Annotated in this window: 24 protein-coding genes and 3 pseudogenes; 22 read left to right on the top strand and 5 right to left on the bottom strand. The window is 58.7% G+C overall.

All coding sequences use genetic code 11. The features are described 5' to 3' along the window. Positions 1-53 precede the first annotated feature (53 nt). Positions 54-1,115: a hemin-degrading factor gene (locus tag ACVMIM_RS11380; RefSeq protein WP_040985323.1), complete on the bottom strand. Its 1,062-nt coding sequence runs from the start codon at positions 1,113-1,115 to the stop codon at positions 54-56. 602 nt (positions 1,116-1,717) lie between these two features. Between ACVMIM_RS11380 and ACVMIM_RS11375 the strand changes: the two genes are divergently transcribed. From ACVMIM_RS11375 to dcd, 11 genes and pseudogenes are all read left to right on the top strand, one after another. Continuing rightward, on the top strand, positions 1,718-2,038 hold the full coding sequence (locus ACVMIM_RS11375) for a HesB/IscA family protein (RefSeq protein WP_040985325.1): 321 nt from the start codon (positions 1,718-1,720) through the stop codon (positions 2,036-2,038). Between the two features lie 15 nt (positions 2,039-2,053). After that, the gene (gene nifS / locus ACVMIM_RS11370; RefSeq protein ID WP_040985327.1) at positions 2,054-3,271 is read left to right on the top strand and encodes a cysteine desulfurase NifS; all 1,218 of its coding nucleotides are present in this window, start codon (positions 2,054-2,056) and stop codon (positions 3,269-3,271) included. Beyond that, positions 3,268-4,476 (top strand): homocitrate synthase, encoded by a 1,209-nt coding sequence (nifV, locus tag ACVMIM_RS11365; RefSeq protein ID WP_040985329.1) that lies wholly within the window; start codon positions 3,268-3,270, stop codon positions 4,474-4,476. The genes nifS and nifV overlap by 4 nt, the downstream gene beginning before the upstream one ends. Next, positions 4,473-4,853: a nitrogenase stabilizing/protective protein NifW gene (gene nifW / locus ACVMIM_RS11360; protein WP_040986103.1), complete on the top strand. Its 381-nt coding sequence runs from the start codon at positions 4,473-4,475 to the stop codon at positions 4,851-4,853. The genes nifV and nifW overlap by 4 nt, the downstream gene beginning before the upstream one ends. Positions 4,854-5,031: 178 nt before the next feature. Continuing rightward, complete coding sequence (locus tag ACVMIM_RS11355) at positions 5,032-5,883, top strand: electron transfer flavoprotein subunit beta/FixA family protein (protein ID WP_040985331.1); 852 nt, start codon at positions 5,032-5,034, stop codon at positions 5,881-5,883. 15 nt (positions 5,884-5,898) lie between these two features. Continuing rightward, entirely contained in the window at positions 5,899-7,008 is a 1,110-nt protein-coding gene (locus ACVMIM_RS11350) for an electron transfer flavoprotein subunit alpha/FixB family protein (protein ID WP_040985333.1), read from the top strand. A gap of 10 nt (positions 7,009-7,018) precedes the next feature. Further along, entirely contained in the window at positions 7,019-8,326 is a 1,308-nt protein-coding gene (locus tag ACVMIM_RS11345) for an FAD-binding protein (protein WP_040985335.1), read from the top strand. A gap of 9 nt (positions 8,327-8,335) precedes the next feature. After that, entirely contained in the window at positions 8,336-8,629 is a 294-nt protein-coding gene (locus tag ACVMIM_RS11340) for a ferredoxin family protein (RefSeq protein WP_040985338.1), read from the top strand. 238 nt (positions 8,630-8,867) lie between these two features. Further along, positions 8,868-10,560: pseudogene (gene nifA / locus ACVMIM_RS11335) on the top strand (nif-specific transcriptional activator NifA). A gap of 78 nt (positions 10,561-10,638) precedes the next feature. Continuing rightward, on the top strand, positions 10,639-10,794 hold the full coding sequence (locus tag ACVMIM_RS11330; RefSeq protein ID WP_157895941.1) for a hypothetical protein: 156 nt from the start codon (positions 10,639-10,641) through the stop codon (positions 10,792-10,794). A 660-nt stretch (positions 10,795-11,454) separates the two neighbouring features. Then, the gene (dcd, locus tag ACVMIM_RS11325) at positions 11,455-11,985 is read left to right on the top strand and encodes a dCTP deaminase (RefSeq protein WP_082037176.1); all 531 of its coding nucleotides are present in this window, start codon (positions 11,455-11,457) and stop codon (positions 11,983-11,985) included. A 7-nt stretch (positions 11,986-11,992) separates the two neighbouring features. Here dcd and ACVMIM_RS11320 read toward each other — a convergent pair whose 3' ends face one another. Together ACVMIM_RS11320 and ACVMIM_RS11315 are read right to left on the bottom strand one after the other, a co-directional pair. Further along, positions 11,993-12,181, bottom strand: a complete 189-nt coding sequence (locus tag ACVMIM_RS11320; RefSeq protein WP_040985340.1) for a hypothetical protein — start codon at positions 12,179-12,181, stop codon at positions 11,993-11,995. Positions 12,182-12,684: 503 nt separating this feature from the next. Then, positions 12,685-13,101: pseudogene (locus ACVMIM_RS11315) on the bottom strand (transposase); the annotation flags it as partial. On the opposite strand from ACVMIM_RS11315, the gene ACVMIM_RS11310 reads away from it, so the two are divergent. The 9 genes and pseudogenes from ACVMIM_RS11310 (at position 13,048) to ACVMIM_RS11270 (ending at position 21,956) form a co-directional block, all read left to right on the top strand. Next, positions 13,048-13,686, top strand: a complete 639-nt coding sequence (locus tag ACVMIM_RS11310; protein WP_476111981.1) for a Fic family protein — start codon at positions 13,048-13,050, stop codon at positions 13,684-13,686. The pseudogene ACVMIM_RS11315 and the gene ACVMIM_RS11310 overlap by 54 nt on opposite strands. 630 nt (positions 13,687-14,316) lie before the next feature. After that, positions 14,317-14,606: pseudogene (locus tag ACVMIM_RS11305) on the top strand (homogentisate 1,2-dioxygenase); the annotation flags it as partial. Positions 14,607-14,778: 172 nt separating this feature from the next. Next, positions 14,779-16,260: a nitrogenase cofactor biosynthesis protein NifB gene (gene nifB / locus ACVMIM_RS11300; RefSeq protein ID WP_040985347.1), complete on the top strand. Its 1,482-nt coding sequence runs from the start codon at positions 14,779-14,781 to the stop codon at positions 16,258-16,260. Positions 16,261-16,293: 33 nt separating this feature from the next. Next, positions 16,294-16,488 carry a 4Fe-4S binding protein gene (locus ACVMIM_RS11295; protein ID WP_040985349.1) on the top strand — a complete coding sequence of 65 codons (195 nt, stop codon included), beginning with the start codon at positions 16,294-16,296 and terminating at the stop codon, positions 16,486-16,488. A 91-nt stretch (positions 16,489-16,579) separates the two neighbouring features. Next, on the top strand, positions 16,580-16,885 hold the full coding sequence (locus tag ACVMIM_RS11290) for a nitrogen fixation protein NifZ (protein WP_040985352.1): 306 nt from the start codon (positions 16,580-16,582) through the stop codon (positions 16,883-16,885). A 15-nt stretch (positions 16,886-16,900) separates the two neighbouring features. Continuing rightward, entirely contained in the window at positions 16,901-17,113 is a 213-nt protein-coding gene (gene nifT / locus ACVMIM_RS11285; protein WP_040971429.1) for a putative nitrogen fixation protein NifT, read from the top strand. A 42-nt stretch (positions 17,114-17,155) separates the two neighbouring features. Further along, on the top strand, positions 17,156-18,040 hold the full coding sequence (locus ACVMIM_RS11280) for an SIR2 family protein (RefSeq protein ID WP_040985354.1): 885 nt from the start codon (positions 17,156-17,158) through the stop codon (positions 18,038-18,040). 203 nt (positions 18,041-18,243) lie between these two features. Then, positions 18,244-19,998: an ABC transporter ATP-binding protein gene (locus ACVMIM_RS11275; RefSeq protein WP_476117175.1), complete on the top strand. Its 1,755-nt coding sequence runs from the start codon at positions 18,244-18,246 to the stop codon at positions 19,996-19,998. Beyond that, positions 19,998-21,956 carry an ABC transporter ATP-binding protein gene (locus tag ACVMIM_RS11270; protein ID WP_476111977.1) on the top strand — a complete coding sequence of 653 codons (1,959 nt, stop codon included), beginning with the start codon at positions 19,998-20,000 and terminating at the stop codon, positions 21,954-21,956. Before ACVMIM_RS11275 ends, ACVMIM_RS11270 begins: the two co-directional genes overlap by 1 nt. 368 nt (positions 21,957-22,324) lie before the next feature. On the opposite strand, the gene ACVMIM_RS11265 is transcribed toward ACVMIM_RS11270, so the two are convergent. After that, positions 22,325-23,953 carry an MFS transporter gene (locus ACVMIM_RS11265; RefSeq protein WP_040985356.1) on the bottom strand — a complete coding sequence of 543 codons (1,629 nt, stop codon included), beginning with the start codon at positions 23,951-23,953 and terminating at the stop codon, positions 22,325-22,327. 495 nt (positions 23,954-24,448) lie between these two features. Here ACVMIM_RS11265 and ACVMIM_RS11260 point away from each other — a divergent pair, with 495 nt between their 5' ends. Together ACVMIM_RS11260 and ACVMIM_RS11255 are read left to right on the top strand one after the other, a co-directional pair. Then, on the top strand, positions 24,449-25,108 hold the full coding sequence (locus tag ACVMIM_RS11260; RefSeq protein WP_476111974.1) for a transposase: 660 nt from the start codon (positions 24,449-24,451) through the stop codon (positions 25,106-25,108). Positions 25,109-25,416: 308 nt separating this feature from the next. Next, a complete protein-coding gene (locus ACVMIM_RS11255) occupies positions 25,417-25,719 on the top strand; it encodes a DUF982 domain-containing protein (RefSeq protein WP_040986109.1) in 303 nt (100 codons plus the stop codon). A gap of 232 nt (positions 25,720-25,951) precedes the next feature. On the opposite strand, the gene ACVMIM_RS11250 is transcribed toward ACVMIM_RS11255, so the two are convergent. Further along, the gene (locus ACVMIM_RS11250; RefSeq protein WP_040985358.1) at positions 25,952-26,980 is read right to left on the bottom strand and encodes an LLM class flavin-dependent oxidoreductase; all 1,029 of its coding nucleotides are present in this window, start codon (positions 26,978-26,980) and stop codon (positions 25,952-25,954) included. Between the last annotated feature and the right edge of the window lie 19 nt (positions 26,981-26,999).

Genomic DNA, 26,999 nt, shown 5'->3' with positions numbered 1-26,999 from the left:
CCCCGGCGCGAGCGCCGAGCGAAAACGGAAAACAACATGCAATGGGTCTTGCCTCATGCAGCGGTCGGACCGGGAATGCGTGGCAGGGTCTCGGCCAGAAACCGCCAGTCCTCGCGCTCGCCCTCGCCTTCGCGGCGCTTGCCAAAGAACTGGATAATCATCTTGCCATCGGCGCCGTAGGCTTCGAGCGAGGTGACGTGACCGTCCTTGGTCGGCTTACGAACGGCCCAGACCTCTTTGATGTGGTGAGTCCCCAGATGCAGGTGGAAGGTCTCGTCGAGCACATTGATCCACGGCCCGATTGTTTTGACCCACTTGATCGGACCGGAATGGATCTGGATGCAGCCACGATTGCCTACAAAGCACATGATCGGCATTTCGTCTTCGGCCGCCTGTTGAAACATGGCGCCGATGGCGTCCTTTTCGAGCGCCCAAGCGTAAACCTCGCCGACCATACGCACCGCCTCGCGGCGGCTGAGCCTCAGTCTCTTCAACATGTCGAAGAATTGATGCACGTCCGTCAGCTGGCTCCAGCACTCGCGTAGATCCTCCACCGTGGCGGCTTGGTCAGGAACCTCTGCGTCATCGTTGGCTCGGCTCGCCTTGAATACTACGATCGGCTCCTGGTTCGAGGATTCCAGCTCGGCCACCAGCTTCTGATAAGCATTGAGATTTGAGGCGGGCCCGAGTTGCACCTTGTGCATCGCCTTGCCGGCGGCATCAAAGAATTGCAGGCTACGGACAATGTCCTTGCCACTGCGCTTCTCGACAGCAAAGCCATGCGCCCAAACTTTCGGGAAGATACGCAAGTCGATCTCGTCGCCAAGCACCAGAGCATGCTTGTTGCCGGTGACCACCTTGTCGTAGACGCCGAACTTTTCATGCACAGCACTTTCATTGCGGGTATGCGCCACCACCTCGCCGACCGCTTCGAGGCCGGTCAGCAGATCATTGACCCGCGGCTCGACACGAATCGCGCCCAGACCGCAATGCGCGGCGACCAGTTCCGCTTCCGAAATGCCCAGTCGGGCGGCGAGATCGTGCTCACGTATCTTTGGATTGTCTTGCTGCGCCCGTCGGATTTCGTGCGGCGATGGTCTCTCGCGCTGGTCCATGTGTTTAACGACCTTCATCTGCTTGTTGAGGATCAGCTCAGTTGCCGGGTGGTCGTCGACTGAGCTCAGCGTGGTGCTCGATGCCGACCTCCTGCTCGTCCAGGAGCAGGGTGCTGCTGGCGAGAGTGCGTGATCGCCATCGAAACCGGGCATGTCGTCTGAGCGGCGAGGAGCCGATTCCACCCGCGCAGAGAGGTTCTGACCCAGCCCTGACATGTTGCCCCAGCCTTGACATGTGGCTTGCTCCATTGATCGATCGCGAGGGCACTCGCAGCATGATTGTCGTCTCGGCGGTGTTTGCCGCATCGCCAATAGGCGTTTCAAAACTCGTGCCAATTCGCCTGAACAAGCGTAAAAAACGTTCCGCACACTGATCAATGATTTATGTGAGAGTTCAGTGGGAACCGAGGCCGGACACTTCGTGTCACGTACTCGACAAACCCGACAGTCGTGTCGGTTTCCCGACGTCTTTTCAGCAATTGGCCAACAGGATTGATAGCGCCGCTAGAGGGATCGCGCCGTGTTGGAACGGTTTTTCCTCTTTGGCACGGTCCCTGCTGCGTGATCCGCAAAGACGTCGCGGATTGAGGAGAAATCTTGCCATGATCACGCTCACCGACAATGCCGTTGCCGCCGTCAAGACCGCTCTTTCCCGCGCCAGCGAGCAAGCGGAGGGCTTTCGCATTATGGTCCAGACCGGCGGCTGCGCCGGGTTCAAATACATATTGGGCCTGGAGAGCGTCTCGCGCCAGGGCGATGTGATCACGGAGACAGATGGGATCAAGCTGTTTGTGGATGCAGACTCCCAACCCCATGTTGCCGGCATGACCGTCGACTTCGTCACCGGGCTCGACTCTTCCGGCTTTGTCTTCGAAAACCCCAACGCGCGGGACAAGTGCGGCTGCGGCAAGTCCTACAGTTAACTGAGGACTGTTCGTATGAGGCCTGTCTACCTCGACAACAACGCAACGACACGGGTCGATCCTGACGTTGTGCAAGCGATGTTGCCGTACTTCACGGATCAATTCGGCAACCCTTCGTCGACGCACGCTTTTGGCGCCTCAGTCGGTGCGGCGATAAAAAAGGCGCGGCGGCAGTTGCAGGCGCTGATCGGCGCGCAGTTCGACGATGAGATCACCTTCACCTCGGGTGGAACAGAAAGCGACAATGCAGCGATCCTTTCGGCGCTCGAGGTCACGCCCGACCGAACCGAGATCGTGACGTCCGCGGTCGAGCATGCCGCTGTATTGACGCTGTGCGCGCATCTTGAGCAGACTCGCCGCGTCAAGGTCCACAGGATTCCTGTGGATCGCCATGGCCGGCTTGATCTCGACGCCTACAAGGCAGCCCTCTCGCCCCGTGTGGCAATCGTCTCGGTCATGTGGGCGAACAACGAGACCGGTACGATCTTTCCCGTGTCCAGGCTCGCCGAGTTGGCCAAGGAAATTGGCGCCCTTTTCCATACCGATGCGGTGCAGGCGGTTGGCAAGCTTCCGATGGACCTGAAATCGACCGCTATCGACATGCTGTCGCTCTCCGGCCACAAGCTTCATGGCCCCAAAGGGATCGGCGCGCTTTGGATAAAGCGTGGCGTGCACTTCCGCTCGCTCATCAAGGGTGGAGGCCAACAGCACGGCCGGCGTGCCGGCACCGAGAACACGCCCGGCATAGTCGGGCTCGGCACGGCAGCCGAACTCGCTTTGAAATTCATGGAGGATGCGACCACACGTGTAAAGTCGCTGCGCGACCGCCTGGAGGATGGAATTCTCCAGCGCATCCCAAACACCTGTGTCACTGGCGATCCGGTGGAGCGGTTGCCAAACACCGCAAACATCTCCTTTGAACATACCGAAAGCGACGGCATCCCACATCTGCTGAGCCGCGTAGGCATCGCCTGTTCCTCCGGCTCCGCCTGCACCTCCGGCTCAATGGAACCGAGCCATGTCCTGAGCGCGATGCAGATGCCACACGGGGCAGTCCGCTTCTCGTTCGCGCGCGACAACGGCGAAGAAGACGTCGAGCGGGTGCTTGAGGTCATGCCGGCAATCGTGGAGAAGCTGCGTGACTCTCCCGGTTCTGGGTCGCGTGGGCGAAGTCCCGAAGACGTTCGATCCTGTCTGTACCTGACCGGCAGCAGAACAGGCTGCCGTTCATGAGCCGTGATGTCTTCCTCAACGACACGACCTTACGCGACGGCGAGCAGGCGCCCGGTGTCGCCTTTACGACGGCGGAAAAGCTGGAGCTCGCCGAGTCTCTTGTGGCCGCCGGCGTCCCAGAGATCGAGATCGGCACGCCGATCATGGGCGGCGACGAGATCGAAACAATTCGCGCCGCGGTCGCGCGGCGTCTCCCGGTTCGGCTGATGGCCTGGTGCCGGATGAAGGCGCGCGATCTCGATGCAGCGATCGAGAGCGGCGTCAGCGCCGTCAATCTGTCGCTGCCTGCATCCGACATCCAACTTGCCGCCAAGCTCGGCCTCGATCAGGCGGGAGCGCTCCAGCTCATCGAGGATATGGTGAGGCGCGCAGCCGCTACTGGCTTCTTCGTCGCTGTGGGCTGCGAGGATGCCTCGCGGGCTGATGGGGATTATCTTGCCCGCGTCATCGAAACGGCTGCGCGCGCCGGCGCAAGCCGCGTCAGGCTTGCCGACACGGTCGGCATTCTCGACCCGTTCTCGACTTTCGAACTCGTCGCCCAGCTCATGGCAAAGTCTGAAATCGACCTCGAATTTCATGCGCACAACGATCTCGGCCTTGCGGCCGCCAACACACTGGCCGCGATCCGCGCAGGCGCGCGCCATGCTTCCGTCACCGTCCTCGGGCTCGGCGAGCGTGCGGGTAATGCCGCGCTGGAAGAAGTGGCGGCCGCGATGGCCGTCATCGACGGCGCGGATACTGGTATCGAGCTGACCGCATTGCCCGACCTCGCCGCCCAGGTGGCTTGCGCCGCCCGCCGGCAGACGGCGACTATTAAACCGGTCGTCGGCGCCGATGTTTTCACCCACGAATCCGGCACTCACGTCGCAGGGCTGCTGAAGGACCCGCGCGCCTATCAGGGGCTCGACCCGGCACTCGTGGGCCGCTGCCGGCGTATCGTCATCGGTAAGCATTCCGGCGCCACCGCGATTGCCCGCGTGCTGAGCGAAAGCGGTCGCGATCTCGACCCGGATTTGGCAGCCGCCATCGTGGCTCGCGTCCGCCGCGAGGCGGCCGCGACCAAATCGGTCGTGACAGCAACTCAACTGGTCGAGCTCTACGATGGAATGTGCAGCGAGGCACGCCTCGCGGATCTCACCGGTCCAGGTCGGCTGGGCGACGAACACAGCGATGCCACTGTTATTCGACCAGCGAGATGGCCATGAATTGTTCCCCTGACGGCCGCCCCATCGATGTTACCGACATCCTCGCGCGACTGAAGGGCCTGTCGGCCGCGGAGGAGTTCTTCGCCCTCCTTGGGGTCTCCTATGATCCAAAGGTGCTGAATGTCTCACGGCTTCATATCATGAAGCGCGTGGGCCAGTATCTTGCCGAAGAAGATCTATCCGATCTGCCCGACCAGGTGGTCGCGGCGCGGGTGCGCGCCACACTGCAACGCGCCTATGAGGACTTCGCGACATCCTCCCCACTCACGCATCGGGTCTTCAAGGTGCTCAAAGACCGCGATCCGAACAAGCCTGCCAGGCCGGGACGCACCTTCGTCCCGTTCGAGTCCGTACTGAAGCGTTTCCCAAAGGAATGAGAGTGACATGGTTGCGACGCGATAATGTCGAGAAGCCGACAAATCCGGTCGTCGTGAACTCGGCCCTGAAAGGGACCAACCGAGCCTCCAGCAATAGGACGACGCAAAACGACTTGGCACGAGTAGTGCTGCCAACCAGATCAGACCGCACCCGGTTGAAAGCCCAAAGAGACCGCCAATGCACATCGTAGTCTGCATCAAGCAAGTGCCGGACTCGGCGCAAATACGGGTCCATCCCGTCACGAACACGATCATGCGCCAGGGTGTGCCTACCATCATCAATCCTTACGACCTGTTCGCCCTCGAAGAAGCGCTCAGACTGCGCGACACCTACGGCGGCGAGGTCACCGTGCTCACTATGGGTCCGCCCATGGCAGAGGACGCCTTGCGCAAGGCCCTCGGTTACGGCGCCGACCGCGCGGTGCTGTTGACCGACCGCTACTTTGCCGGCTCCGACACGCTGGCGACCTCGTACGCACTTTCCCAGGCAATCGCGAAGGTTGGCGAGACGTTCGGCACTCCAGACATCGTCTTCACCGGCAAGCAGACGATTGATGGAGACACCGCCCAAGTCGGACCCGGCATCGCCAAGCGCCTCGATCTCATGCAACTGACCTACGTCGCGAAGATCCCCTCCATTGACCTCGCTGCCGGCGAAATCAAGGTCGAGCGCCGCTGTGAAGGGGGCACTCAGATGCTGCAGAGCAGGCTGCCTTGTCTCATCACGATGCTGGAAGGCACAAACGAGGTGCGTCGGGGCTCGCTCGAGGACGCCCTTTACGCCGCGCGCAGCCAAGTCCTGAGATGGAGTGCGGCCGACGCCGGCATCGATGACCTGACCAGATGCGGCCTGCGCGGCTCGCCGACGGTCGTCAAGCGCGTTTTCGCCCCTACAGCGCGGGCGGAAAAGGCGGCACTTATCGACGCCGCCGAGAGGAATTTGCGTGATCTCGCTGACGAACTTATCGCCGCAATCTTAACCCGCGGTCCAGCGCTGGAACAGGAACTCGCCTTCAACAGCGGCGAATGACGGCAAGGAGAGACGATGTCGAGCGCGAATCGAGAAGCCCCTCGCCCTGCCTCCGGCCGTGCCGGCACAAAGAAGGAGCTGCCCGACCATTTCAAAGAATATCGCCACGTCTGGGTCTTTATCGAGCTCGAGCGCGGCCAGGTCCACCCGGTATCGTTCGAACTGCTCGGTGAAGGCCGCAAGCTCGCCGACAAGCTTGGCGTCGAGCTCGCGGGAATCGTGCTCGGACCGCCAGGAGAGACCACCCAGTCTGCGGTAGCCGAGGCCTTCGCTTATGGCGCCGATCTTGTCTACAACGTCGAGGCGCCGTTGCTTGCCGACTATCGCAACGAGCCTTTCACCAAGGCGATGACGGATCTTGTCAATGCCCATAAACCCGAGATCCTGCTTCTCGGGGCGACCACACTCGGCAGGGATCTTGCTGGTTCGGTCGCAACAACCTTGAAGACAGGGCTCACGGCCGACTGCACCGAACTCGACGTCGATACGGACGGTTCGCTCGCTGCGACCCGTCCAACTTTCGGCGGTTCCTTACTGTGCACGATCTACACGCTCAACTACCGGCCGCAGATGGCGACAGTACGACCGAGGGTCATGGCCATGCCGCGGCGGATGGATAAGCCGGTCGGCCGTGTCATCCGGCACCAGCTATCGGTAGCCGAGGATGACATCGTCACCAAAATCCTCGGTTTCCTGCCGGATAGCCAGTCTGGAAAGGCCAATCTTGCCTATGCCGACGTGGTGGTTGCAGGAGGCCTCGGTCTAGGGGCGGCGGAGAACCTGCAGCTTGTGAAGGATCTTGCGCGAGCAATCGGCGCCGAGCATGGCTGCTCGCGCCCTTTGGTCCAAAAGGGCTGGCTGTCGGCTGATCGGCAGATCGGCCAAACAGGCAAGACCATCCGGCCGAAGCTTTACATAGCGGCTGGAATTTCCGGCGCTATCCAGCACCGGGTTGGCGTCGAAGGGGCGGATCTCATCGTGGCTATCAACACCGACCCGAACGCGCCGATTTTCGATTTCGCCCACCTAGGGATCATCACCGATGCGATCCGCTTCCTTCCCGCACTGACGGAAGCCTTCACGCGGCGGCTGTCGCCCCACAGTCGCGATAAGCTTGCGAGCTAGGGAGTTGGACATGATCAAGGAAAAATTCGACGCCATTGTTGTTGGGGCCGGCATGTCGGGAAACGCTGCTGCTTACACCATGGCCAGCCATGGCCTGAACGTGTTGCAGTTGGAGCGAGGTGAATATCCGGGCTCCAAGAATGTTCAGGGTGCAATCATGTACGCGAACATGCTGGAGAAGATCATCCCGGATTTCCGGGATGATGCGCCTCTCGAGCGGCATTTGGTCGAACAGCGCCTTTGGGTTATGGACGACACATCCCACACCGGGATTCACTATCGGTCGGACGACTTCAACGAGGCCAAGCCCAACCGCTATACGATCATCCGCGCCCAATTCGACAAATGGTTTTCGCGTAAGGTGCGCGAGGCCGGTGCGACGGTTCTGTGCGAGACGACCGTGACGGAACTGGTGCGCGATGGCAAGGACAAGGTGGTCGGCGTCCGCACCGACCGGGCCGGCGGAGAGATTTTCGCGGACGTTGTCGTTCTCGCAGAAGGGGTCTGCGGACTGCTTGGCACGCGCGCCAGGCTTCGCCAGATGCCGAGGCCGAAATCCGTGGCGCTCGCCGTCAAGGAAATGCATTTCCTGCCTGAAGAGGTCATAGAGCAGCGGTTCTCCCTCAAGGCCGGTGAAGGCTGCGTGATCGAGGCCGTGGGTACAATCTCCCGCAGCATGGCCGGGCTCGGCTTCCTTTACACCAACAAGGAATCGATCTCACTGGGCATCGGCTGCCTTGTTTCGGATTTCGCTTCGATGATGGAGAGCCCATACGTCGTACTCGATACGTTAAAAAATCATCCTTCGATCCGGCCTTTAATCGCCGGCTCGGAGGTGAAAGAATATGCCGCGCATCTCATTCCCGAAGGTGGCTACAAGGCGATTCCGCAGCTGTTTGGCGACGGTTGGGTGGTGGTCGGCGATGCCGCGCAATTGAACAACGCCGTCCACCGCGAGGGTTCGAACCTCGCCATGACCTCTGGCCGCATCGCGGCTGAGGCAATCGTGCAGGTCAAGAGCCGCAAGCGTCCCATGACCAAACAGAACCTTGCCCTATACAAGACCATGTTGGACAAGTCTTTCGTAATCAAAGATCTGAAGAAATACAAAGACATGCCGGCCCTGCTCCACACCAATTCCCGGAATTTCTTCACGACCTACCCGCAGCTGATGTCGCAGGCGGCCCAGACCTTCATGCGGGTCGACGGCACCCCGAAAATCGACAAGGAAAAGGCGACCACTACTGCCTTCATCAAGGCGCGTTCGCGCTGGGGGCTGCTGGGCGACGTGGTCCGCCTGGCATTCGCCTGGCGCTAGGAGGACGAGATGACAATTGCAGGATCACGCATCGAGGAGAAGCTCTACCAGAACCGCTACCTGGTCGATTCGGGGCGCCCACATATAAAAGTGCGACCGCACCAGAAGCCAAGCGCCAACCTGCTTGCGTTGACGCGCGTCTGCCCTGCCCAATGTTATGAATTGACCGACGAGGGCCAAGTGGAGATCACCGCCGACGGCTGCATGGAGTGCGGCACCTGTCGGATACTGTGCGAGGCCAGCGGTGAGATCGAGTGGAATTATCCGCGCGGCGGCTTCGGTGTCCTGTTCAAGTTCGGATGACCTGCGCACCGCATGCGCCGTCGCAAAGGCGTGCCGACACGTGAAATTGCCGCAATTGCAACCTGACAATTTGCAATTGCACAGGGGCTCGGTAATACTGAGGTCTCGCGAGTCGAAATACATAAAGGCGCTTTGGGAGGAGCACCCTGCAACCCCTGAGGTGTTTTCCATGGCTCAAATAATGAGGGATCGGGTGCACGAGGTAGGGCTTCTCGACGCCGGGCCACCTATCAAAGCCATGCACGAGCCGAACATCCCGCTCAGGGGAATCTACGAGATATCCGAGATCCTGACCGCGCCCACGCGGCTGGAGATCACGCTTGGCAATGTCGTCAACGTACTCTCCTCGTTTGTGCAAATGCGTCATGGAGCAATGGTCGTCCTGGACGCGGAAGGAGAGCTGGAGATTGCCGCAACCGCCGGCAACAACCAGGCACCTCAATCAGACTGGCGCCACGTCATACCGCAGTCCGTGGTAGACCGGATCGTCGCTACGGGGACGCCGCTCGTCCTACACGATGTCAGCAAGTCCGAACTATTTCAGGCTGGTCTTCAAACGACTTCGAGCAGCGCCACCATACGCGGTTACCTTTATCGGAGTGCCAATAGAGGCTGGGGATGAAATCCTCGGTACACTGTCGATCGACCGTGTCGGGGACCGCGCCGCCAGCGTGCGTTGCGACGAAGACGTATCCTTCCTGACGATGGTCGCCAATCTTGTCGGCCGGACCATCCGCCTCCATCGCATGCTGAGCACAGATCGTCAGCGGCTTGTCGAGGAGCAACGGAGACCGGAGAAATGGGTCCACGAGAAGGAGACCCGCCCTGCCCGGCATTCGCATGTCAAAATCGACGGGATCATCGGGGAAAGTCCCGCACTCAAGCAGGTGCTTGAAACCGTCGCGGTCGTAGCAAGAACCAACTCCACCGTGCTTTTGCGGGGTGAAAGCGGTACCGGCAAGGAATTTTTTGCGCAGGCCATCCATAAGCTTTCGCCTCGCAGCAAGAAAGCGTTTGTCAAACTGAACTGCGCCGCACTGCCTGAAAGCGTTCTGGAATCGGAATTGTTTGGGCATGAAAAGGGCGCCTTCACCGGGGCTGTCTCGCAGCGCGCCGGCCGTTTCGAACTAGCCAATGGCGGAACCCTGCTGCTTGACGAAATCGGCGAGATTTCGCCTGCCTTTCAGGCTAAGCTGTTGCGCGTCTTGCAGGAAGGCGAGTTGGAGCGCGTCGGCGGCACCAGGACGCTAACGGTCGACGTCCGGCTGATATGCGCCACCAACAAGGACCTCGAGACGGCTGTGGTGAACGGAGAGTTTAGAGCCGACCTTTACTATCGCATCAATGTCGTGCCAATCATGCTGCCACCGCTCAGAGAGCGACCCGGTGATATTCCACGCCTTGCGAAGGCCTTCCTCGATCGATTCAATAGCGAGAACCACCGCGAGCTCGCCTTCGCTCCGTCGGCGCTTGAGCTGATCTCGCAATGCTACTTCCCCGGTAATGTCCGTGAGTTGGAAAACTGCGTGCGAAGGACGGCCACGCTTGCGCGTTCAAGCACGGTCGCACCTTCGGATTTCGCCTGCCAGAATAGCCAGTGCCTGTCTTCCCTCCTCTGGAAAGGAGCCGAGCGTTCAAATGACAACAATGCCAGCGATGAGTTCGGCCGCAACAGAATGCCGGTTGAATCGCCGCTGGGAGCCAGGCGCATCGGCACCTCCGAGGGCGAGGCGGTGCCCGTCAACGGCCGCGATCCGAGCAATCCCGCCTGGGGTGCAACAGGCCTGCGTGTGACCGATCGCGCCCGGCTGATCGATGCGATGCAGAAAGCCGGCTGGGTTCAGGCCAAGGCTGGTCGTATCCTCGGCCTCACGCCGCGGCAAATCGGCTATGCCCTGCGTCGGCATGGTATCGAGGTGAAGAAGTTCTAAACGCCCTGCGACGTCAAACGTCAGGCCTCCTCACACCGTATGCGAGTGGAGTCTTTGAGGCGCCACTCGACGCAGCGCATGTTGAATCGCGGCATCTACGTCACCGGCGTCTCCTTCCCGGTGGTGCCGAAGGCTAGGCGCGCATCCGAAGTCCAGATGATCTTGAACCACAAGCAGGCGATTGGCTGGGTCATCGACAACATTGCGACGGTGGAGATCGCTCCGGAGAAGTGATGAGACTGCATGCGATGCTCATGCGCACTCTGGTCAGGCAGAACAATCTCGGCGCGGTTCGACGCGACCCGGTTAGCGTCACGACCAGTTCATACGTACCATGGTCCGACCACACCGAGTTATCAATGGGACTTTCGGAGCTCTGCTGGAAGGCCGATTATCTGGTTGACAAACCAAGGAACGGATCATTAACCCTTGCGTTCGATTATGAGAACAAAACGTGATTCGATTCTTTGAGGAGAATTAGGCAAAATGTTCCTGCTTTGTTCCGCAGTCAGGCTGGAGCAAGGAAAGGTGTTGAAAACAAGCTGGGCGGATAGGCAAATCAGGTCCGTTGGCCCAGTTTGGCGAAAACCTTGAAAAATGAAGCCCGCTACAGGAGGTCAAGAATGTTTTTAAAATGCACGCCCATAATGGATGGTCCCGGCCCCCTAGAGACGATTGTTAAAATTCAAACCGCGGAAGGGACTCAGGAGGAAGTTGCTGTATATAAGGGTCTCGTCAATAATGGTTTTCTGGAGGTTGGCCCCCCTATTGTCAGCACATCGGATAAGGTTTTGATTGAGTTGCCTACAGAATCGGCCTCCGGAAGATGGAGAATTTGGGTGGCGGATTCTCAATTTAGCAGCAAGGCTGCCTAAGCCCGTTTGGGAGGGGTCAATGATACTGACGGATAGAGAGATCCGAATAGCTTTGCAGCAAAAGCAGATCGTCATTGACCCCGAGCCCGATCTCACAATCGCAATTTCCTCAACTAGTATTGACCTAACTCTAGACGATAATTTTGCGACTTGGCCTCAAATTAACGGCCTTTCAATTCGACCCGGCGCCCCAGGTTACAGCTACGCAGCAGTTGCCGGTCTTCAGGTAAAACAACAGTCGCCCACCTTCGCCCTGCAACCTGGTCGTTTCGTGCTAGCGTGGACAAAGCAGAGGGTTAACATTCCCTACACATCCCGTCTCGCAGCTAGGGTTGAGGGGAAAAGTTCACTGGCAAGGCTCGGAGTAAGCGTCCACGTTACGGCTCCGATCGTACACGCCGGGTTCAACAATCGCATTCAATTAGAAATGTTTAATTTTGGGCAGAACGAAGTCGTTCTAGACGCCGGGATGTGGATTTGCCAACTTGTATTCGAGCATACAGCCGGAACGCCCGATAAGGGCTACTCTGGAATGTTTCAGGGCAATTGACGGATAATTATTTCCCTTCGCGCTTCCGCCGCGCCAGTTCCTTTATCTGCGCATTGGTGAGCTTCGGCGCGTGAGCGACCTTGCCTAGAGCGGACTCAAAGGCTTCGTCCGATTGGTCAGTTCCAAGTTCCCGCGCGGCTTTGCGAAACTTCTCGACTTGTGATTCCTCCGCCCTTGGGGCGGGCTTCTTGGTCACTGGAAAGCGTCTCCTTTGTCGCTGTCGTCCTCATAAACCAAATCAAAGCTATTTTCGAGGATTTAAAGCCAGAGTTTCCGCTTAGCTTTTGTCCAATTTGAACCCGGAGGGGGCAGGCGATCTATCAATCCCTTAATGATGGGATCCAAAGTCGGCGTATCGCCCCCGCCACCTGATCCTCCACCACTACCACCCTTGCCTACTCCGTCATCGTTTGCCTTGAACGATGCAGATGCGGGTACGACCAAGCGATTGCGGCCGCTCTCGTAAAATCCCGCTTCCTCAGCGGATCGTTCCAAGGCTTGACGGGCCCCGTGACGTCTGTTTGGCCGCTACGCCCCAGGTTTTGATATCGCGCTCGAAAGCAGCCGCAGGCGGCACAACTCCGCCTTTATAATTCTCATATACGAGCTTGTAGAGAGGAACCGTCAGGAAGGCCTCTACCTTGGCCTTGCGCTCTTGAGTTGGGTCGGCGGACATACGTCCGAGCGGTGTCAACTTGAGATCGGGGAAAGCTCGCCGGAGGCCATAGCAAGGCGAATGCGATGGCACAGGAACCAAGCTGCCTCATAGGTGCATTCGAGTATGCGGTGCATCTGGTGAGCGCTAATGCCTTTCTTCGAGGCGCACATAAGGTGGATGGCCTGTAGCCACTTGGTGAGCGGCAGATGGCTTTCCTCGAAGATCGTGCCCATGCGGACGGTGAACTGCGAACGGCAGGCGCTGCACTTGTACAGGCCGTGACGCTCGACGCCGTTCGGGTTCTTCTTGGAAGGCTTGGTGCGAACGCCCTTCAAGGCATAGGTGCGATCAACGCTACCGCACTTCGGGCAAACCGGACCGTTCGGCCACAGTATGGATTCGACATGCTCGAAAGCCTTGGCTTCGTCATGGAATTCGGGGCGGGACAGAACGGACATAGCGATAACGATTGGAATCGTTATCGCAGTTCCATTTGGGTTTGTCAACCAGATAATCGCCGCTGGAAGGCGTCCACAGCGAAAGACCCGTTCGAGGCCTCCTTCGCTTTGCTTGCAGGCATCGCTTACCTGCAGCCCTTCATCGATGGCAACAAGAGGACCGGGCGATTGCTCAGCAACATCCCGCTACTGAAAGCAGGACTGCCTCCTGTCTCCTTCATCGGAGTGGGTAGAGCCGCTTACGGGCTCGGCATGACGACATGGTACGAACTGGCTGATACAAGCTACCTCGGTGAAGCGATCGCGGAAGGCTATGCAATCACAGCGCCGTCCTACCTTGTGGCAACGACCACCAAGAGAGTGCCGCGCTCAGTGGAGATCAGGATGCGACGGCGCCTTGACGACGCCGTCGCGGAGTATCTCAGCGGGGCAGTCGACAGTCCCGATTTGATGCCAAGCGATTTCGCGAGAGACGCATTCAGGGATCTCGAGGGAGAAGACCTGGATGTCACAGTTCAGTCCTTCGCGGACGTCATCGCGTCTATCAATGAGTTGAACTGCGTCTGCATACGGTGTCACGCCTGAGCCTTGTCGAAAAATATCGCAGGGTGAGACCCGGGGGAGGCCCCACACACGTTGGACCGTAGGCCGCCTGCATAAATCGTAACGGCAACCATTTGATATAACGTGATATTTTTCGGCCAAAGCAATTTTGCATGAAAGATGCATAAATTGACGCCCTTCCAATGAGTCCGCCTCCGTCATCAATCCGAATGAGCAGCCCGCTCAAAATTTCGAGTTGGTAAGGCGATATTGGAAGATGTCCTCGGGGTGATCGGCAGGACGTTCTACTATGGCGTGCGAGCGCGACAATTGCTTTGTGCATCCCGTTCCGCTTGGCGACGTTCATCGCCCAGGCCTTGTGTCACGGCCTTTTGCCTACGCGAGTCATCAGCGCTTGGGCAGCCTATAGATGAAGGTCCGCATCATGCCCCCCGCACCGGACTCGTCGAGCTTCGGCACCAGTCCCGGGATAGGCCCACCGCCTTGGAGCTTCTGAATCGCTGCGGAATGCTGATCGTCGCGGCATAGGCGAGTGCCACCACGGGGCCGACACCGCGGGGAGGTCGCGCGTCATTTCTGGTGATCATGAGCACTTTTTTGTGCAGGCGCAGCTTCTGTCGGGCGGGCAGCAGCCTCCATGATCTCTTCGAGATCGGGCATGCCTTCGACGGGCTCGCAAATCCGCTCCTGCGCAAGTCGAATACCCATCTGCCCGGTTCGCTGCCCCAGAGGTGCAACTCGCCGCAGCGGCCGGCCTACGGCCTCTATGCCGAGCAGCTTTTCTGGCGCGCCCTTCGCCGCGCCGCGTGGCACCAACCAGCGTTCCTGGCTCTGCCGCATCCGGCCTAGCTTTCGGCACACCGGCCGCTTCAAGGCACTATGCGCTTGGGAAGACCGCGCCCAATCTCGGCGACCATGAGCTGGCGCTCGGCCAGCGTCGCTGAACCCTCCAATGCCGAGCGAGCTTTCAAGTCGCAAGTCCGACAAAAGTGTGACGTAACGAACAGGCGGAATCGCGCATGAAAGCCGACATATTGAACTGAAACCGCTTGTTTGAGCTGGCACAACTTTTGCGCCTTGAACTGCAACGTCCACCCCGGAACGGAGCCGTTCATGTCTTTACCGACGATCTCGCTTGAGAGTTTGGTCAGCACTAAATCATTCGACCAGTTGCTGACGATCGCGAAATCCGCCGGTTGCGCATCTTCATCCTGCGGCTCGTCCGCAAAGCCGGACGAGATGGACTCCGCTGTCTGGGAGAAGATCAAGGACCATCCATGCTTTTCCGAAGAGGCGCACCACTATTTCGCGCGCATGCATGTGGCGGTCGCGCCAGCCTGCAACATCCAGTGCAACTACTGCAATCGCAAATATGACTGCGCCAATGAAAGCCGGCCCGGGGTCGTGTCGGAAAAGCTGACCCCAGAACAGGCGCGACGCAAGGTGATCGCGGTCGCCAACGAAGTGCCCCAGCTTTCCGTCCTCGGGATCGCCGGGCCGGGCGACGCCTGTTACGACTGGAAGAAGACAAAGGCAACTTTCGAACGCGTCGCCAGAGAAATCCGCGACATCAAGCTGTGCATCTCCACCAACGGTCTCGCGTTGCCGGATCATGTTGCCGAACTTGCTGACATGAATGTCGATCATGTGACAATCACCATCAACATGGTTGACCCCGAAATCGGCGCAAAGATCTATCCTTGGATCTTTTACAACCATCGCCGCCACACCGGCATCGACGCTGCCAGGATCCTGCACAAGCGGCAGATGTTGGGCCTGGAGATGCTGACCGCGCGCGGCATTCTCACCAAGATCAATTCGGTGATGATCCCCAGCGTCAACGACGAACATCTGATTGAGGTCAATAAATGGGTAAAGGAGCGCGGCGCGTTCCTGCACAATGTCATGCCACTGATTTCCGACCCGGCGCACGGTACGCATTTCGGCCTAACCGGGCAGCGCGGCCCAACGGCGTTTGAGCTGAAGACGCTTCAGGATCGGCTTGAAGGTGGCGTCAAGCTGATGCGCCATTGCCGGCAGTGCCGGGCCGACGCTGTCGGCCTGCTTGGCGAGGATCGTGGCCAGGAGTTCACGATCGACCAGATTTCCGACGACATCACCTACGACGCCAGCAAACGCGAGGCCTATCGGGAGGTGGTCGCGCGCGAGCGCGGCGATCACGTGGCAGCCAAAAGCCAAGCGGTCGCGACCGTCAAGGCAACGGATTCCGGCAAATCGCTCCACATCGCTGTGGCGACCAAAGGCGGCGGCCGGATCAACGAACATTTCGGCCATTCGGAGGAATTCCAGGTTTATGAGGTCTCTCACAGGGGGATCAGCTTCATCGGGCATCGCAAGGTCGAGCAGTATTGCCTCGGCGGCCGAGGCGCGGACGCCACCCTCGACGGCGTCATAGCTATGCTCAAAGGCATCGATATCGTGCTGTGCGCCAAGATCGGAGATTGCCCCAAGGATCAGCTCGCGGAAGCTGGAATCCGGGCAATGGATGTTTATGGCTACGACTACATCGAGACCGCTATCAGCGCGCTTTACGCCGCCGAGTTTGGGAGCGAACCACTGGCGGCGACGGCTTGAGCGTCTCGTCCCAACCGAATCAGGAGTTGAGAAATGGCCTTCAAGATCATCGCCTCGCAATGCACGCAATGCGGTGCATGCGAGTTCGAATGTCCATCGAGTGCGATCAAATTCAAGGGCGAGACCTACGTGATCGATCCGGAGCAGTGCACCGAATGCAAGGAGGCCTTCGATACCCAGCAATGCGCCTCGGTATGCCCGGTGTCGGGAACCTGCATTCCCGCCTAACCCTCCAATCGGGTTAGCGACGCGGTCGGGGTCGCTTCTGGAGCACGCCATGACCTCCGTAACGAACTGCAGCCGTAGAAAGGAGAAGGGGATGGGCCTCGGACGCGAACAGGAGGTCGAGATCCGCGAGCCTCCACGATTTATGCCGGGCGAGCGGGTCCGTGCCACACGCCACATAAAGAATGACGGCACCTATCCAGGTCGCGAGATAGGCGCAAACCTCGTGCGGAAGGGCGATGAAGGCTATGTGCGCGACATCGGCACCTTCCTCCAGCAGTTCTACATCTATGCGGTCGAATGGTTCGATCGCGGCACCGTCGTTGGCATGCGCTCCCACGAAATGATCAGCCTCGACAAACCCAGGGATTTTTGTGCCGAAATCACGTGTGGTCACTAACAAGGGAATAGGCCGATGAAGGTTATGATCCGCAAGACCGACGCCGGCCTATCGGCGTATGTGCCCAAGAAGGATCTCGAAGAGCCGATCATCGGCGTCGAGAATGAAGAGCTGTGGGGAGGGTCTATAACGCTCAGGAACGGCTGGCGGCTCGTTCTGCCCGACCTTCCGCGAGATACACCTTTGCCGATCACCGTCGAGGCAAGAAAGATTTCCGATGAGGATTGATGCCGCAGGTCGGCAAGCTGAGAGCGTCAAAGGGAAACGAGCATGAATAGGATCCTGTCCTTGGGCCATCTCATGATCAACCGGGACAGTCATGCCGCAAAGCAGCTTAAACTGCTGAAGAAGGCTCTCTGCGCCGATGAGATCATCCCGTATCTGGGTCCCGACCTGCTTCGACTTAGGTACGGGGAACCACCGGTACCGCACACGCCGCAAGCGGTTGCCGCAGCATTCAACGCGCGAGCGCCCGCTCCTTCCAAGATTCGCACCAATATGTGGTCGGTCGCTCAATTCATCGAGCAGCGCCGGCATCGGCGGACGCTCCAAGCCTGGATGGCTGAGATATTCGCGGGGCCGGTGGCGCCGACCGTTTTCCATGCCTGGCTCGCGACACTTCCGCTCTCGCTGATCGTCGATAGCTGGTACGATGGCGCCATGCGCGCGGCCCTCATAGACACCGGCCGCACTGATGTCGTCGAAATTCAAGGCGTCACGCGGGCGCACCCAATTGGCGACGTTTGGACGAAAACCTACGATTTGTCTGGAACGGAACTCCAACCAGACTCGGCGGCAACGACGGTCCTCTATACGCCGCACGGCAGCATCAAGCCGGCCGCAAACTTCCTTATCGCAGATTCGGATTACGTCGAAGCCCTAACCGAAATCGATATCCAGACTCCTATCCCTCGAGCCGTAAAGGAACGGCGCACCAAGCGCGGCTTCTTTTTCTTCGGCTGCCGGTTCGATGACCAGATGCTGCGCACCTACGCCAGACAGGTCATCAAGCGCTCAAGCGGCCCGCACTTCGCGGCGATTGATTCGGCAACGCTGACCAAAAACGAACGCCGCTTCCTTGCAGCAAACGCAATCACGGTCATAGACATGCCGGCAGGCGAAGCCGCGGCTCAACTGGTTGGGACAGGCGTCTAGCAGATGATAGCCAGCCTTGCATGTGATGGGCATTTGACGGGGGAGGCGTGCGCCTCAAGGCCCTCCAAACGGCCCAATATCACTGGAATGCACCTCCGAACAGCAAGGCTATCCGCGGCGTGACGAAGCCCGGGAATTCGCCCGCGAATGGAGAAGCAGCCGGTTCGGTCCAGGGCTTGAGCACGATCGCCCGCATTACCCGGATGAATTTACGGCACCCGTGGCTGGTCACCGTGGCTATCGGCTCGACACTCGTTGCGGCATCGCTCCAATTGCTCATCCCCGAGCTCCTCGGCCAGGCCATCGACCAGACCCAGACAGCCATCGGCGGGGGTGTCAGCGGAGCGGCAGCGCAAGAGGGACTGCGGACCTCAGCGCTCCTGCTGCTTGCCACTAGCGTGCTGCGCGGCCTCTTCACGCTGGCTCAGAACTATCTTGCCGAAGCGGTCGGACATCAGGTCGCATATGAACTGCGGGTCGCTTTTTATGAGAAGATCCAGCGGCTCAGCTTTTCTTTTCACGACCAGGCGCATTCAGCCGATCTGATCACGATCGGCATGCTCGATCTGGAAGGCGTGCGTATATACTTCTCTGCCGCTCTGGTTCGCACCGTGCTGCTCGTCATTTTGATCGGGGTCGGCGCCCACATGCTGATCTCAATCAACCTGGTTCTTGGTCTCCTCGCGCTGAGCTTTGTGCCGGTCGTCGGATGGTGCTCATCAATCACACAGATCAAGCTGCGCGCCACCTGGCTTGACCTGCAGGAGCGGCTTTGCGTCCTCAGCCGTGTAATGGAAGAAAATCTCACCGGCATGCGGGTTGTCCGCGCGTTTGCAGCGCAGGCCCACGAGATGCTGAAGTTCGACCGCGCATCGAAGAGTGCGCTTGGCCTGATGCACGAACGGGCCGAGATTTACGTGCGCAATATTTCCGCGATGAATTTCTCGTTCTTTTTCGCCATGGGGTTGGTTCTGTGGATCGGCGGCAACAAAGTCATCGCAGGCGAAATCAGCGTCGGAAAACTTGCCACGTTCCTTTCCTTTATGACCATTCTCCAGATGCCGGTTCGCCAGATAGGCTTGATAGTCGATGGCTTTGCCCGAGCCTCGACATGCGGTTCGCGCCTGTTCGGGTTACTCGACCTGGATATCGCGCTCAAGGACGCAGCAGACGCCAAACCGCTCGAAATCAGCGAGGGCACCTTGCGGTTCGAGGATGTTTCATTCGCCTATCCGGACGATGAGAACCGCCCAATTCTGAAGAATATCAGTTTTGAAGCCCGCAAGGGCGAAACCATTGCAATTGTCGGCCCGCCCGGCTCGGGCAAGTCGACGATAGCTCATCTGATCCCTCGTTTTTACGACGTCGCCAGCGGCGTCATCACGCTTGACGGCCAGGATATCCGCGAGGTCACCCTGGCGACGCTTCGCAGAGCCGTCGCGGTCGTGCAGCAGGATGCATTCATTTTCACCACGACGATCGAAAACAACATCGCCTATGGCGATCCCTGGGCCAACGCACAGCGGATCGAGCGCGCGAGCGAGTCAGCTCAGCTTCACGACTACATTCTCCGGCTGCCAGCCGCTTACAAGACAGTGGTGCGTGAGCGCGGCGTATCCCTGTCGGGCGGCCAGCGTCAGCGCCTGGCGATCGCTCGCACGATGATGCTGCGCCCGTCGGTCATCATATTCGACGACTCGACTGCCGCGATTGATGCCGCCACAGAACAGCGCATTCGCTCCGCGATGCGGCACTTTGCCAAGCACCGCGTGACCATCATCATCGGCCACCGGCTGAGTTCGCTCATGGATGCCGATGCAATCCTGTTTATCGAGAACGGCGAGATTATCGAGCGTGGCACTCATGAGGACCTTCTGGCGAAGGGCGGACGCTACAAGGCCCTCTACGATCTCCAAGCGCGCGCTTTTGATGACATGCCAACCAAGAGGGGGTGCTGATGCTCCACGGTAGCGAAGTCGAGGCGGAGCGCGACGACGCCCGCGACGACCGGCGTCCGCCCCATGCGGTCGTCGGTTCGCATCGCATCGAAGAGGAGATGTTCGGGCAGGCGTTTGACAAGAATATTGTCCGACGCATTTGGGGGTTCGTGCGGCCCTACCGCACCAATTTGATAGTCTCGGTTGCCGCGATGTTGATACTCACCGGCACGCAGCTTCTCGTCCCGCTGATCATCCGCTTTGCCATCAACCACGGCATGCAGCCTGGAAGTGGCGATCGTTCGGCCCTGCTCGCAGCCGCCTGCGCCTTCCTTTTCACCATCTCGGTCAATTTCGGCGCCAGCTACACGCAAGAGATCGTGATCTACAAAATGGCGGAGACAGTTCTGTTCGATATTCGGCGCGCCACGTTCGGCCATCTGCAGGAAGTGGCGCTTTCCTTTATGGACAAGACAGAGGTGGGACGGCTGATGTCGCGTCTGCAGGGCGACGTCAATTCCATGCAGGAATTCCTCGAAACCTCGGTGTTTTGCCTGGGCGACATCATTCTTGTCTTTGGCATCGTCTTCGTCATGCTGTGGCTCGATGTTCGCTTGGGGATCCTTACGTTTTCACTGGTGCCTGTTCTCTTCATCGTGCGCATCTTCTGGCTGCCGCGCGGCCGCGGTGCCTTCATGGCTGCCAATGAGGCCAATTCGGTTTCCAACGGCGCGCTGGCCGAAGCCATTCATGGCGTTAGGGCAGTGCAGTCCATGGACCGGCAGCAGGTCAATTTGATGCTTTATGACGACAAAGCCCGTGCCAATCTCAAGACACATCTGACCGCCGCCAAATACGCCCAGATCATGGTGCCGATCGTCGATAGCCTGACGGGCGTTGCCATGGCTGTCGTCATCGTCGTCGGCGGCTCAATGGTCATGAGTGATCGCATCGATGTGGGTGTGATGGTCGCGTTCCTCTTCTACATCCAGCGCTTCTTCGATCCGATCCGCTCCCTCACCTTGCAATATTCGATCATGCAAAGGGCGATGGCGTCGGGAAAGCGACTGACCGACGTTCTTGACGTCAAGATTGAGGTCCAGGACAAACCGAATGCCACGGTGCTTTCGCCCGAGATGGACGGCTCGATCGAGTTCAGGAACGTTACTTTCGGATACGATCCCAAGCATCCGGTATTGAAGAACGTGTCGTTTCGGGTCAATCCCGGCGAAACCGTCGCCCTGGTGGGGCCGACGGGTTCAGGTAAATCGAGTGCAATGGCCCTCGTCCACCGCTTTTATGATGTCCAGGAGGGCCAGGTGCTGGTCGGCGGGTATGATGTGCGCGATCTCACCCAGAAATCACTTGGCCGTCAGATCGCCATGGTGCTTCAGGAGCCGTTCCTTTTTACCGGCACGATTTTCGAGAACATCCGCTACCACAAGGCTGAAGCCACGCGGGAAGAGGTTATCGAGGCCGCTATGGCGGTCGGCGCGCACAGCTTCATTGTGCGCCTTCCTGGTGGATACGATGCCGATCTATGTGAAGGTGGCGGCAATCTCTCGCTGGGCCAGCGCCAGCTTATCAGCTTTGCCCGTGCGCTTGTCGCAAACACCAAGATTCTGGTACTCGACGAAGCAACCGCCAATATCGATAGCTATACGGAAATGCTGATTCAGAAGGCTATGGTCAGGCTCCTCGAAGGCCGCACTGGCCTCGTCATCGCCCATCGCCTTGCCACAGTCCGAGGTGCCGACCGTCTTATCGTTCTTCAGAATGGCAAAGTCGCCGAATCCGGCAAGCACGACCAGTTGATCGAAATGGGCGGTCTCTATTCCAAACTCTACAGGCTCAACCACGCCTCGTTCGACGACACGCCCGATGAGCAACTCGACACCTCCCAAGCAGCGGGCTACAGATCTGAGGCGCGAAGTTCTGAGGAGCCGGCGCATTGGTGCAAGCGCTTTGCCGAACGGTGATAGTCGACGCGTCGCCGGCTTTGCCCAAGCAGATCGAGCGCCTGTGCGATGTCGAGATCGCCATCACCCATGACGGGCATTTGATTTTCCCGAAAAAGGCTCGCGACGGGTCCCGTGCTTCTTGTCCAAGCCTCGCGGCGTCTCAGAAAAGCACGCCTCATAGACTTGCTGAAGCCCGACGAGGATCGCTTATTCATTGGTGTAGCATAGATCGTCGAAATCTGACCGGGCGTTAGCCTCATGGACGAAGCCGAGAAACGCTACGCGCTTGGCGCATAGCTGGCCCAAGATCTGCTCCATCGTCTTGAGCAAACGGGGGCTTCCGGCGCCGCCTTATCTTGAGCCAAGTTATTGGTTTCCGGTTTCGCTCAAGTCCTGTCGAAATGAGGCCGGAGCGGCATATCGTCATGTACGCTCACGGTTTGCCGTTCGATCTTGTGGTGAATTTTGGGCGGGCAGTCGCCACAGTGCAGGGCTTCAAGGCGCGCAATGATTTCGGCGTCATCTTGGGTCTGCCTCTTGTTGTGGCGAACATACTCGACCCAAGTTGGCACATGATAACACTCGGTCCACAGTTCGGGCTTTTCCAGGTCACGCAGCAGCGCCCATTGCCTGGCGCCATCTCGCAGTCGCGCTTTTCGCCATGATGTCATCACATTGAGAAATTCTGGAACGTCTTTCTGGTGAATACGATAATCGACCATTATCATGATCGGACCGCTTCGTGGTCGCAGGTCAAGCTGCAGGGTTGGTTCGCAAAACGTGTTGGTCGGATCGAGTTTGAGCGTTTCAAGATCCGGAAGACGAAAAATAACGCCGAGCAGTCCGCCAAGTACAAGAACCGAGCTTGCGATGAGCAAGGTTCCCGAAACGCCTTGCAGATCCGCTAACTGGCCCCAGAGCCAGCTTCCCGCTGCCATGCCGCCATATGCGGCCGTCTGATAGAGAGAGAGGGCTCGTCCCACCACCCACCGAGGCGCCGAAAGCTGAACTGTGACGTTAAACAGCGTGAATGACTGGACCCATGCCGCACCGGCTGGCATGACGAGGAGGCAGCTCAGCCAAACGTGCTCGCTCCACGACACAAGCAAGCAGCTGATCGCCAGTGTAAAGAACGCACCGCGGACGACCCCTTCGTTGGAGAGAATTTCGCGGGCGCGTCCGATGAGGAGCGCGCCACAAATCGCTCCCAGACCGAAAAAGCCAAGCATCACTCCGTAGGTGACCGCAGTGCCCTTAACCTGTTCGCGAACAACCAACGGCAGGAGAGCCAAAATGACGACTGCGGCGAGGCCGAAAATGAAACTCCGGCACATCAGTTTGAGAAGGTTTGGCGACATAAGCACATAGCGAAATCCTGCCGCCATCGCGCTTCCGAAAGCCTCCCGCGGCAGCGCTCGTCGCGCCGGTACAGTTTTCCAACGTAACAGCGCGGCGATCAGGGCGACATAGCAAAATACATTGAAGAGAAACGCGAAGGCCGCCCCGGCGGTCGCCACGATTATGCCGCCAATCGCCGGTCCGATGCTGCGCATGAGATTGTAGCTCATGCCGTTGAGCGCAACTGCGCTTGGGAGGTCTTCGCGAGGCAGGATGTCTCCCATCGAGGCTTGCCACGACGGATCGTGCAATGCCCAACCACAGCCGATCAGGAACGTGAGACCCAGAAGGGTCCCGGGTGTGATTTCCCCTGTGTAGGTCAAGAGCGCCAGGGACGCTGATACGCAAACCATCAGCAGTTGCGCCATTAGCATGATCCGGCGACGGTCAAAGTTATCCGCAAGCGCTCCGGCTGCGAGCGAGAAGATCATGTAGGGCAAGGTGGTCGATGCCTGTACGAGCGCCACCATTCCATGGGAGCTGGCTATACTCGTCATCAGCCACGCAGCCGCCACACCTTCGACTAGCGTCCCCAGATTCGAAACAAGGGCCGCCGACCACAGAGAACGGAATGTCTTGTGCTGAAAGGGTACGAGTGGAGATGTTCTCTTCGCCATTGTGGGAAACTTCGGAATCGACCGCGGGGCTGGCTCTCTTCAGCTCACTCAACCATGGCCTCGCGGCTCAAGCCAAGCCGCCACAACTATCTGCCTGCTAACCCAGGTAGATAGTTGTGGGCAGACGCTAAAGGGATAGCGAGGTCCGGCGTTATCATCCGCTGGCGAGTTCTTCAGGCGCACTGAACTCAATCGAGATGCAGCAGTTTTTCAATTTCAAGAAGAGTTCCCGAGTTCCCCGACGGCAAGATGCGACATTTGATCCGATACTGCATCGCCTTGCAGCTTCGGACGCTCAAGCGTTCCTCGCGCGCAGGCCTGAGTTTGGCCCGCTTGCGAACACTGGCGCGACCCGGTGTCACTTGCTCGTCGAGGGACTTTTACGATAAAGCTCCGCGTGAACCGGAAGCGCCAGGATTTCCGAGCGGCGACTTCATTCTTTTATTCGTTTCTCATCAGGAAGGAACTATGAGGCGGCAAACGCGACCATTCATAGTGGAAGTCAAACAGAAGCGCCGTTATCAAAAAACCGCCCGTTCCATCTGGGGCGATTTCGACATCGCCGCGGCGATGGGCGAAACTTCAGAGGAACTCCAGAAGATTCAACCGTCAAATCGTCAGCTTATTGACTCTACTGTCGTGGCCATTGATGCTGAACCTTTGCACAAACCGCAAATGGAGAATTTCATGGCAAATCGCCTGGAAACCGAAACAGCAGTAATTCCTACCGAACCTGCGGCCGAAGCGGAAACGTCAAAATTGAGGGCGAGAACACCGAGGTCGAGGAAGCCAAAGGCCGAGCCGATTGCGCCTGGCCGCAAGAACGGCGCCAAGTCGACATCCGCGACCACTGAAGCACCGCCATCGGCACGGACAGGCCGCAAGGTCTACTCCGCAAAGGAGCGCGGCCAGAAGCTCGCTCAGATCGAGACGTTGATAGGCGGCGGCGCCACTCTCAAGGGCGCGGTGAAGCAGGCCGGCATCTCGGAACAGACATATTATCTTTGGAAGAAAGCGGCGACGCCTGCAGCGGACAGCGACGAGCTGAAGGATCTCGTCGCGCTCGAGGAAGAAAACAAGCGGCTGCGGAGCCTGCTTGCGGATCGTCTGCGCAAGGAAAATGCGGAACTGAAGAAAAGGCTTGGGCTGGATTAATCCAGCCTGAGCTTGCGGCTTCCCATATCGGCGCGCGCTGCCAGGCGATGTCGTGCTGCCTTTTGCTGCGTTGCGGTGAACGACCGGATTGGGCGACTAGGTTCACCGTTCATCGGCGGCGGCCAGAACGAACGACATTGTCGAAGCGGCCAATTTTGCGGCAGTAGACCGGTGACGATCCAGTTCCTCCCGAGGATGAATTGCCGCCTTTTCCTCTTGAAGCGTCATCGGGCTGACAACACATTCTGCAATGGTCGGCGGGAGGCTCGCCTCGCAAGTTGGCTGTTCAGCAGGTCGGGAGGAAGGAAATGAAGGCGCAGGCCTTCGGTAGTCCTATTTTCGTGAAGTGTGCCGCTTATGTCGTGCAAGAGATTACGAACCTCGAGGACGCCATCGATTTTCTCGATGAGTGGCCCGAAGATCGCAGGGACCTGATCCACGAGACTGCCCTTAAAGCATGCTGTGACGCTTATGATGGGAACAAGCCCTTAAGCGCAGCCCGCGCTGCCTTTTACGGCTTTGCGAAACGGGCCGCCATATTGGAAGATCCAACCTCGGCGATGCAGTGGATTGCCGCCTGCAAGACGGGCGGTGGCAAACGGTCTGTGTGAACAGCGACGTTGAGCGAGGGGGCTGGAACGCGGGGCAATGTGGTCCCGTGAAGGATTGCGTCCCAGAAAACCAGTTCAAATCATCGTCCGGAAACGGCATCCGACCTAGGCAGGCATAGCGATGCCAATCCCCCGTAGACCGCGCGCTGCAAGGCTATCGTCTGGCAGCGGGCTAGTTGCTGGTAAACGCTGCGGGCAACTCCTTCGAGCCGCCCTACGCACGGATTCCTGGTCAGGCAAATCGGGTCATGATTTCAGAATGAATCATCACTGCAGTGTACAGAGACGCTTCCAATGGCAAATCCCCAAACGCGAGCTGGCAAAGAAGATAGTTGGCCCCGGCCACTTCCAACTGACCGAGAATAGCGTCCCGCACAAAAGCTGCCGTTCCCGCTATGCACAGTTCGCTTTCAATCGCCGCTTCGAAGGTCAGCGGCAGGTTTGGTGGAGTCGGAATGCCATTGAGCTCGTAAAGAAACTTGAAGCTCTTGATCCATGTTTCATAAGCAGGTGCCGCGATCGAATAGGCATGCGTGTCAGAACGCCCAATCACGATCATGCGCAGCAATCCCAGCAACGGCGACGGATTACTTTTGTCAGTGATTTCCTCCCGCTTGGAACGGAAGGCGTCGGTAACTTTGCGGACGCAGGAGCTATGTCCTACGCACGCGAGATTTGCGCCATTCGCGGCTGCCCAACTTGCCGATTCGGGTCGATTGGTGGCGACCCATATCGGAAGACGCGGGCGCTGATGGGGTCTAAGCGTCAAGGGAACTCTATTCAGCTTAAAGTGGCGGCCCCTATAGGATAACTTCCCGCCTTTCATGGCGGCGATTACGATTTCGCTAGCCTCCGAATAACGGCCTGGCACTGCGTCCGCGCCAATCCCAAAATAATTTAATTCGGCTGGGAGAAAGCCTCGCCCTATACCGAGCTCCACCCTACCACCGCTCAACTGGTCAAGTATACAGATCTCTTCGAACGCCCGAAGTGGATGGTAGAGGGTTAAGAGCATCACCAGGGGACCCACACGCAGTTGGCGGGTGCACTGTGCGACGCTCGATAGGAAGAGATTTGGCGACGCACCCCTCCTATGGAGAGTGCAGTGGTGCTCTGCGAGATGATATGCATAAAAGCCAAGGTGATCGCAGGCCTCCGCCAGCTTGAGGCGATCGGCGTATTGTAGGCCGATGTCGCGACCGTCCTCATCCAAGTGATCGAAGATTCCGAAATTCGGCTTCGAAGGTAAGACGTTTTTCACTCTGTTGTCTCCCGATTTG

The organism is Mesorhizobium sp. USDA 4413, assembly GCF_056280365.1.
Note: the sequence above shows the minus strand (reverse complement) of the source record. Positions and strands in the feature narration are given on the sequence as shown.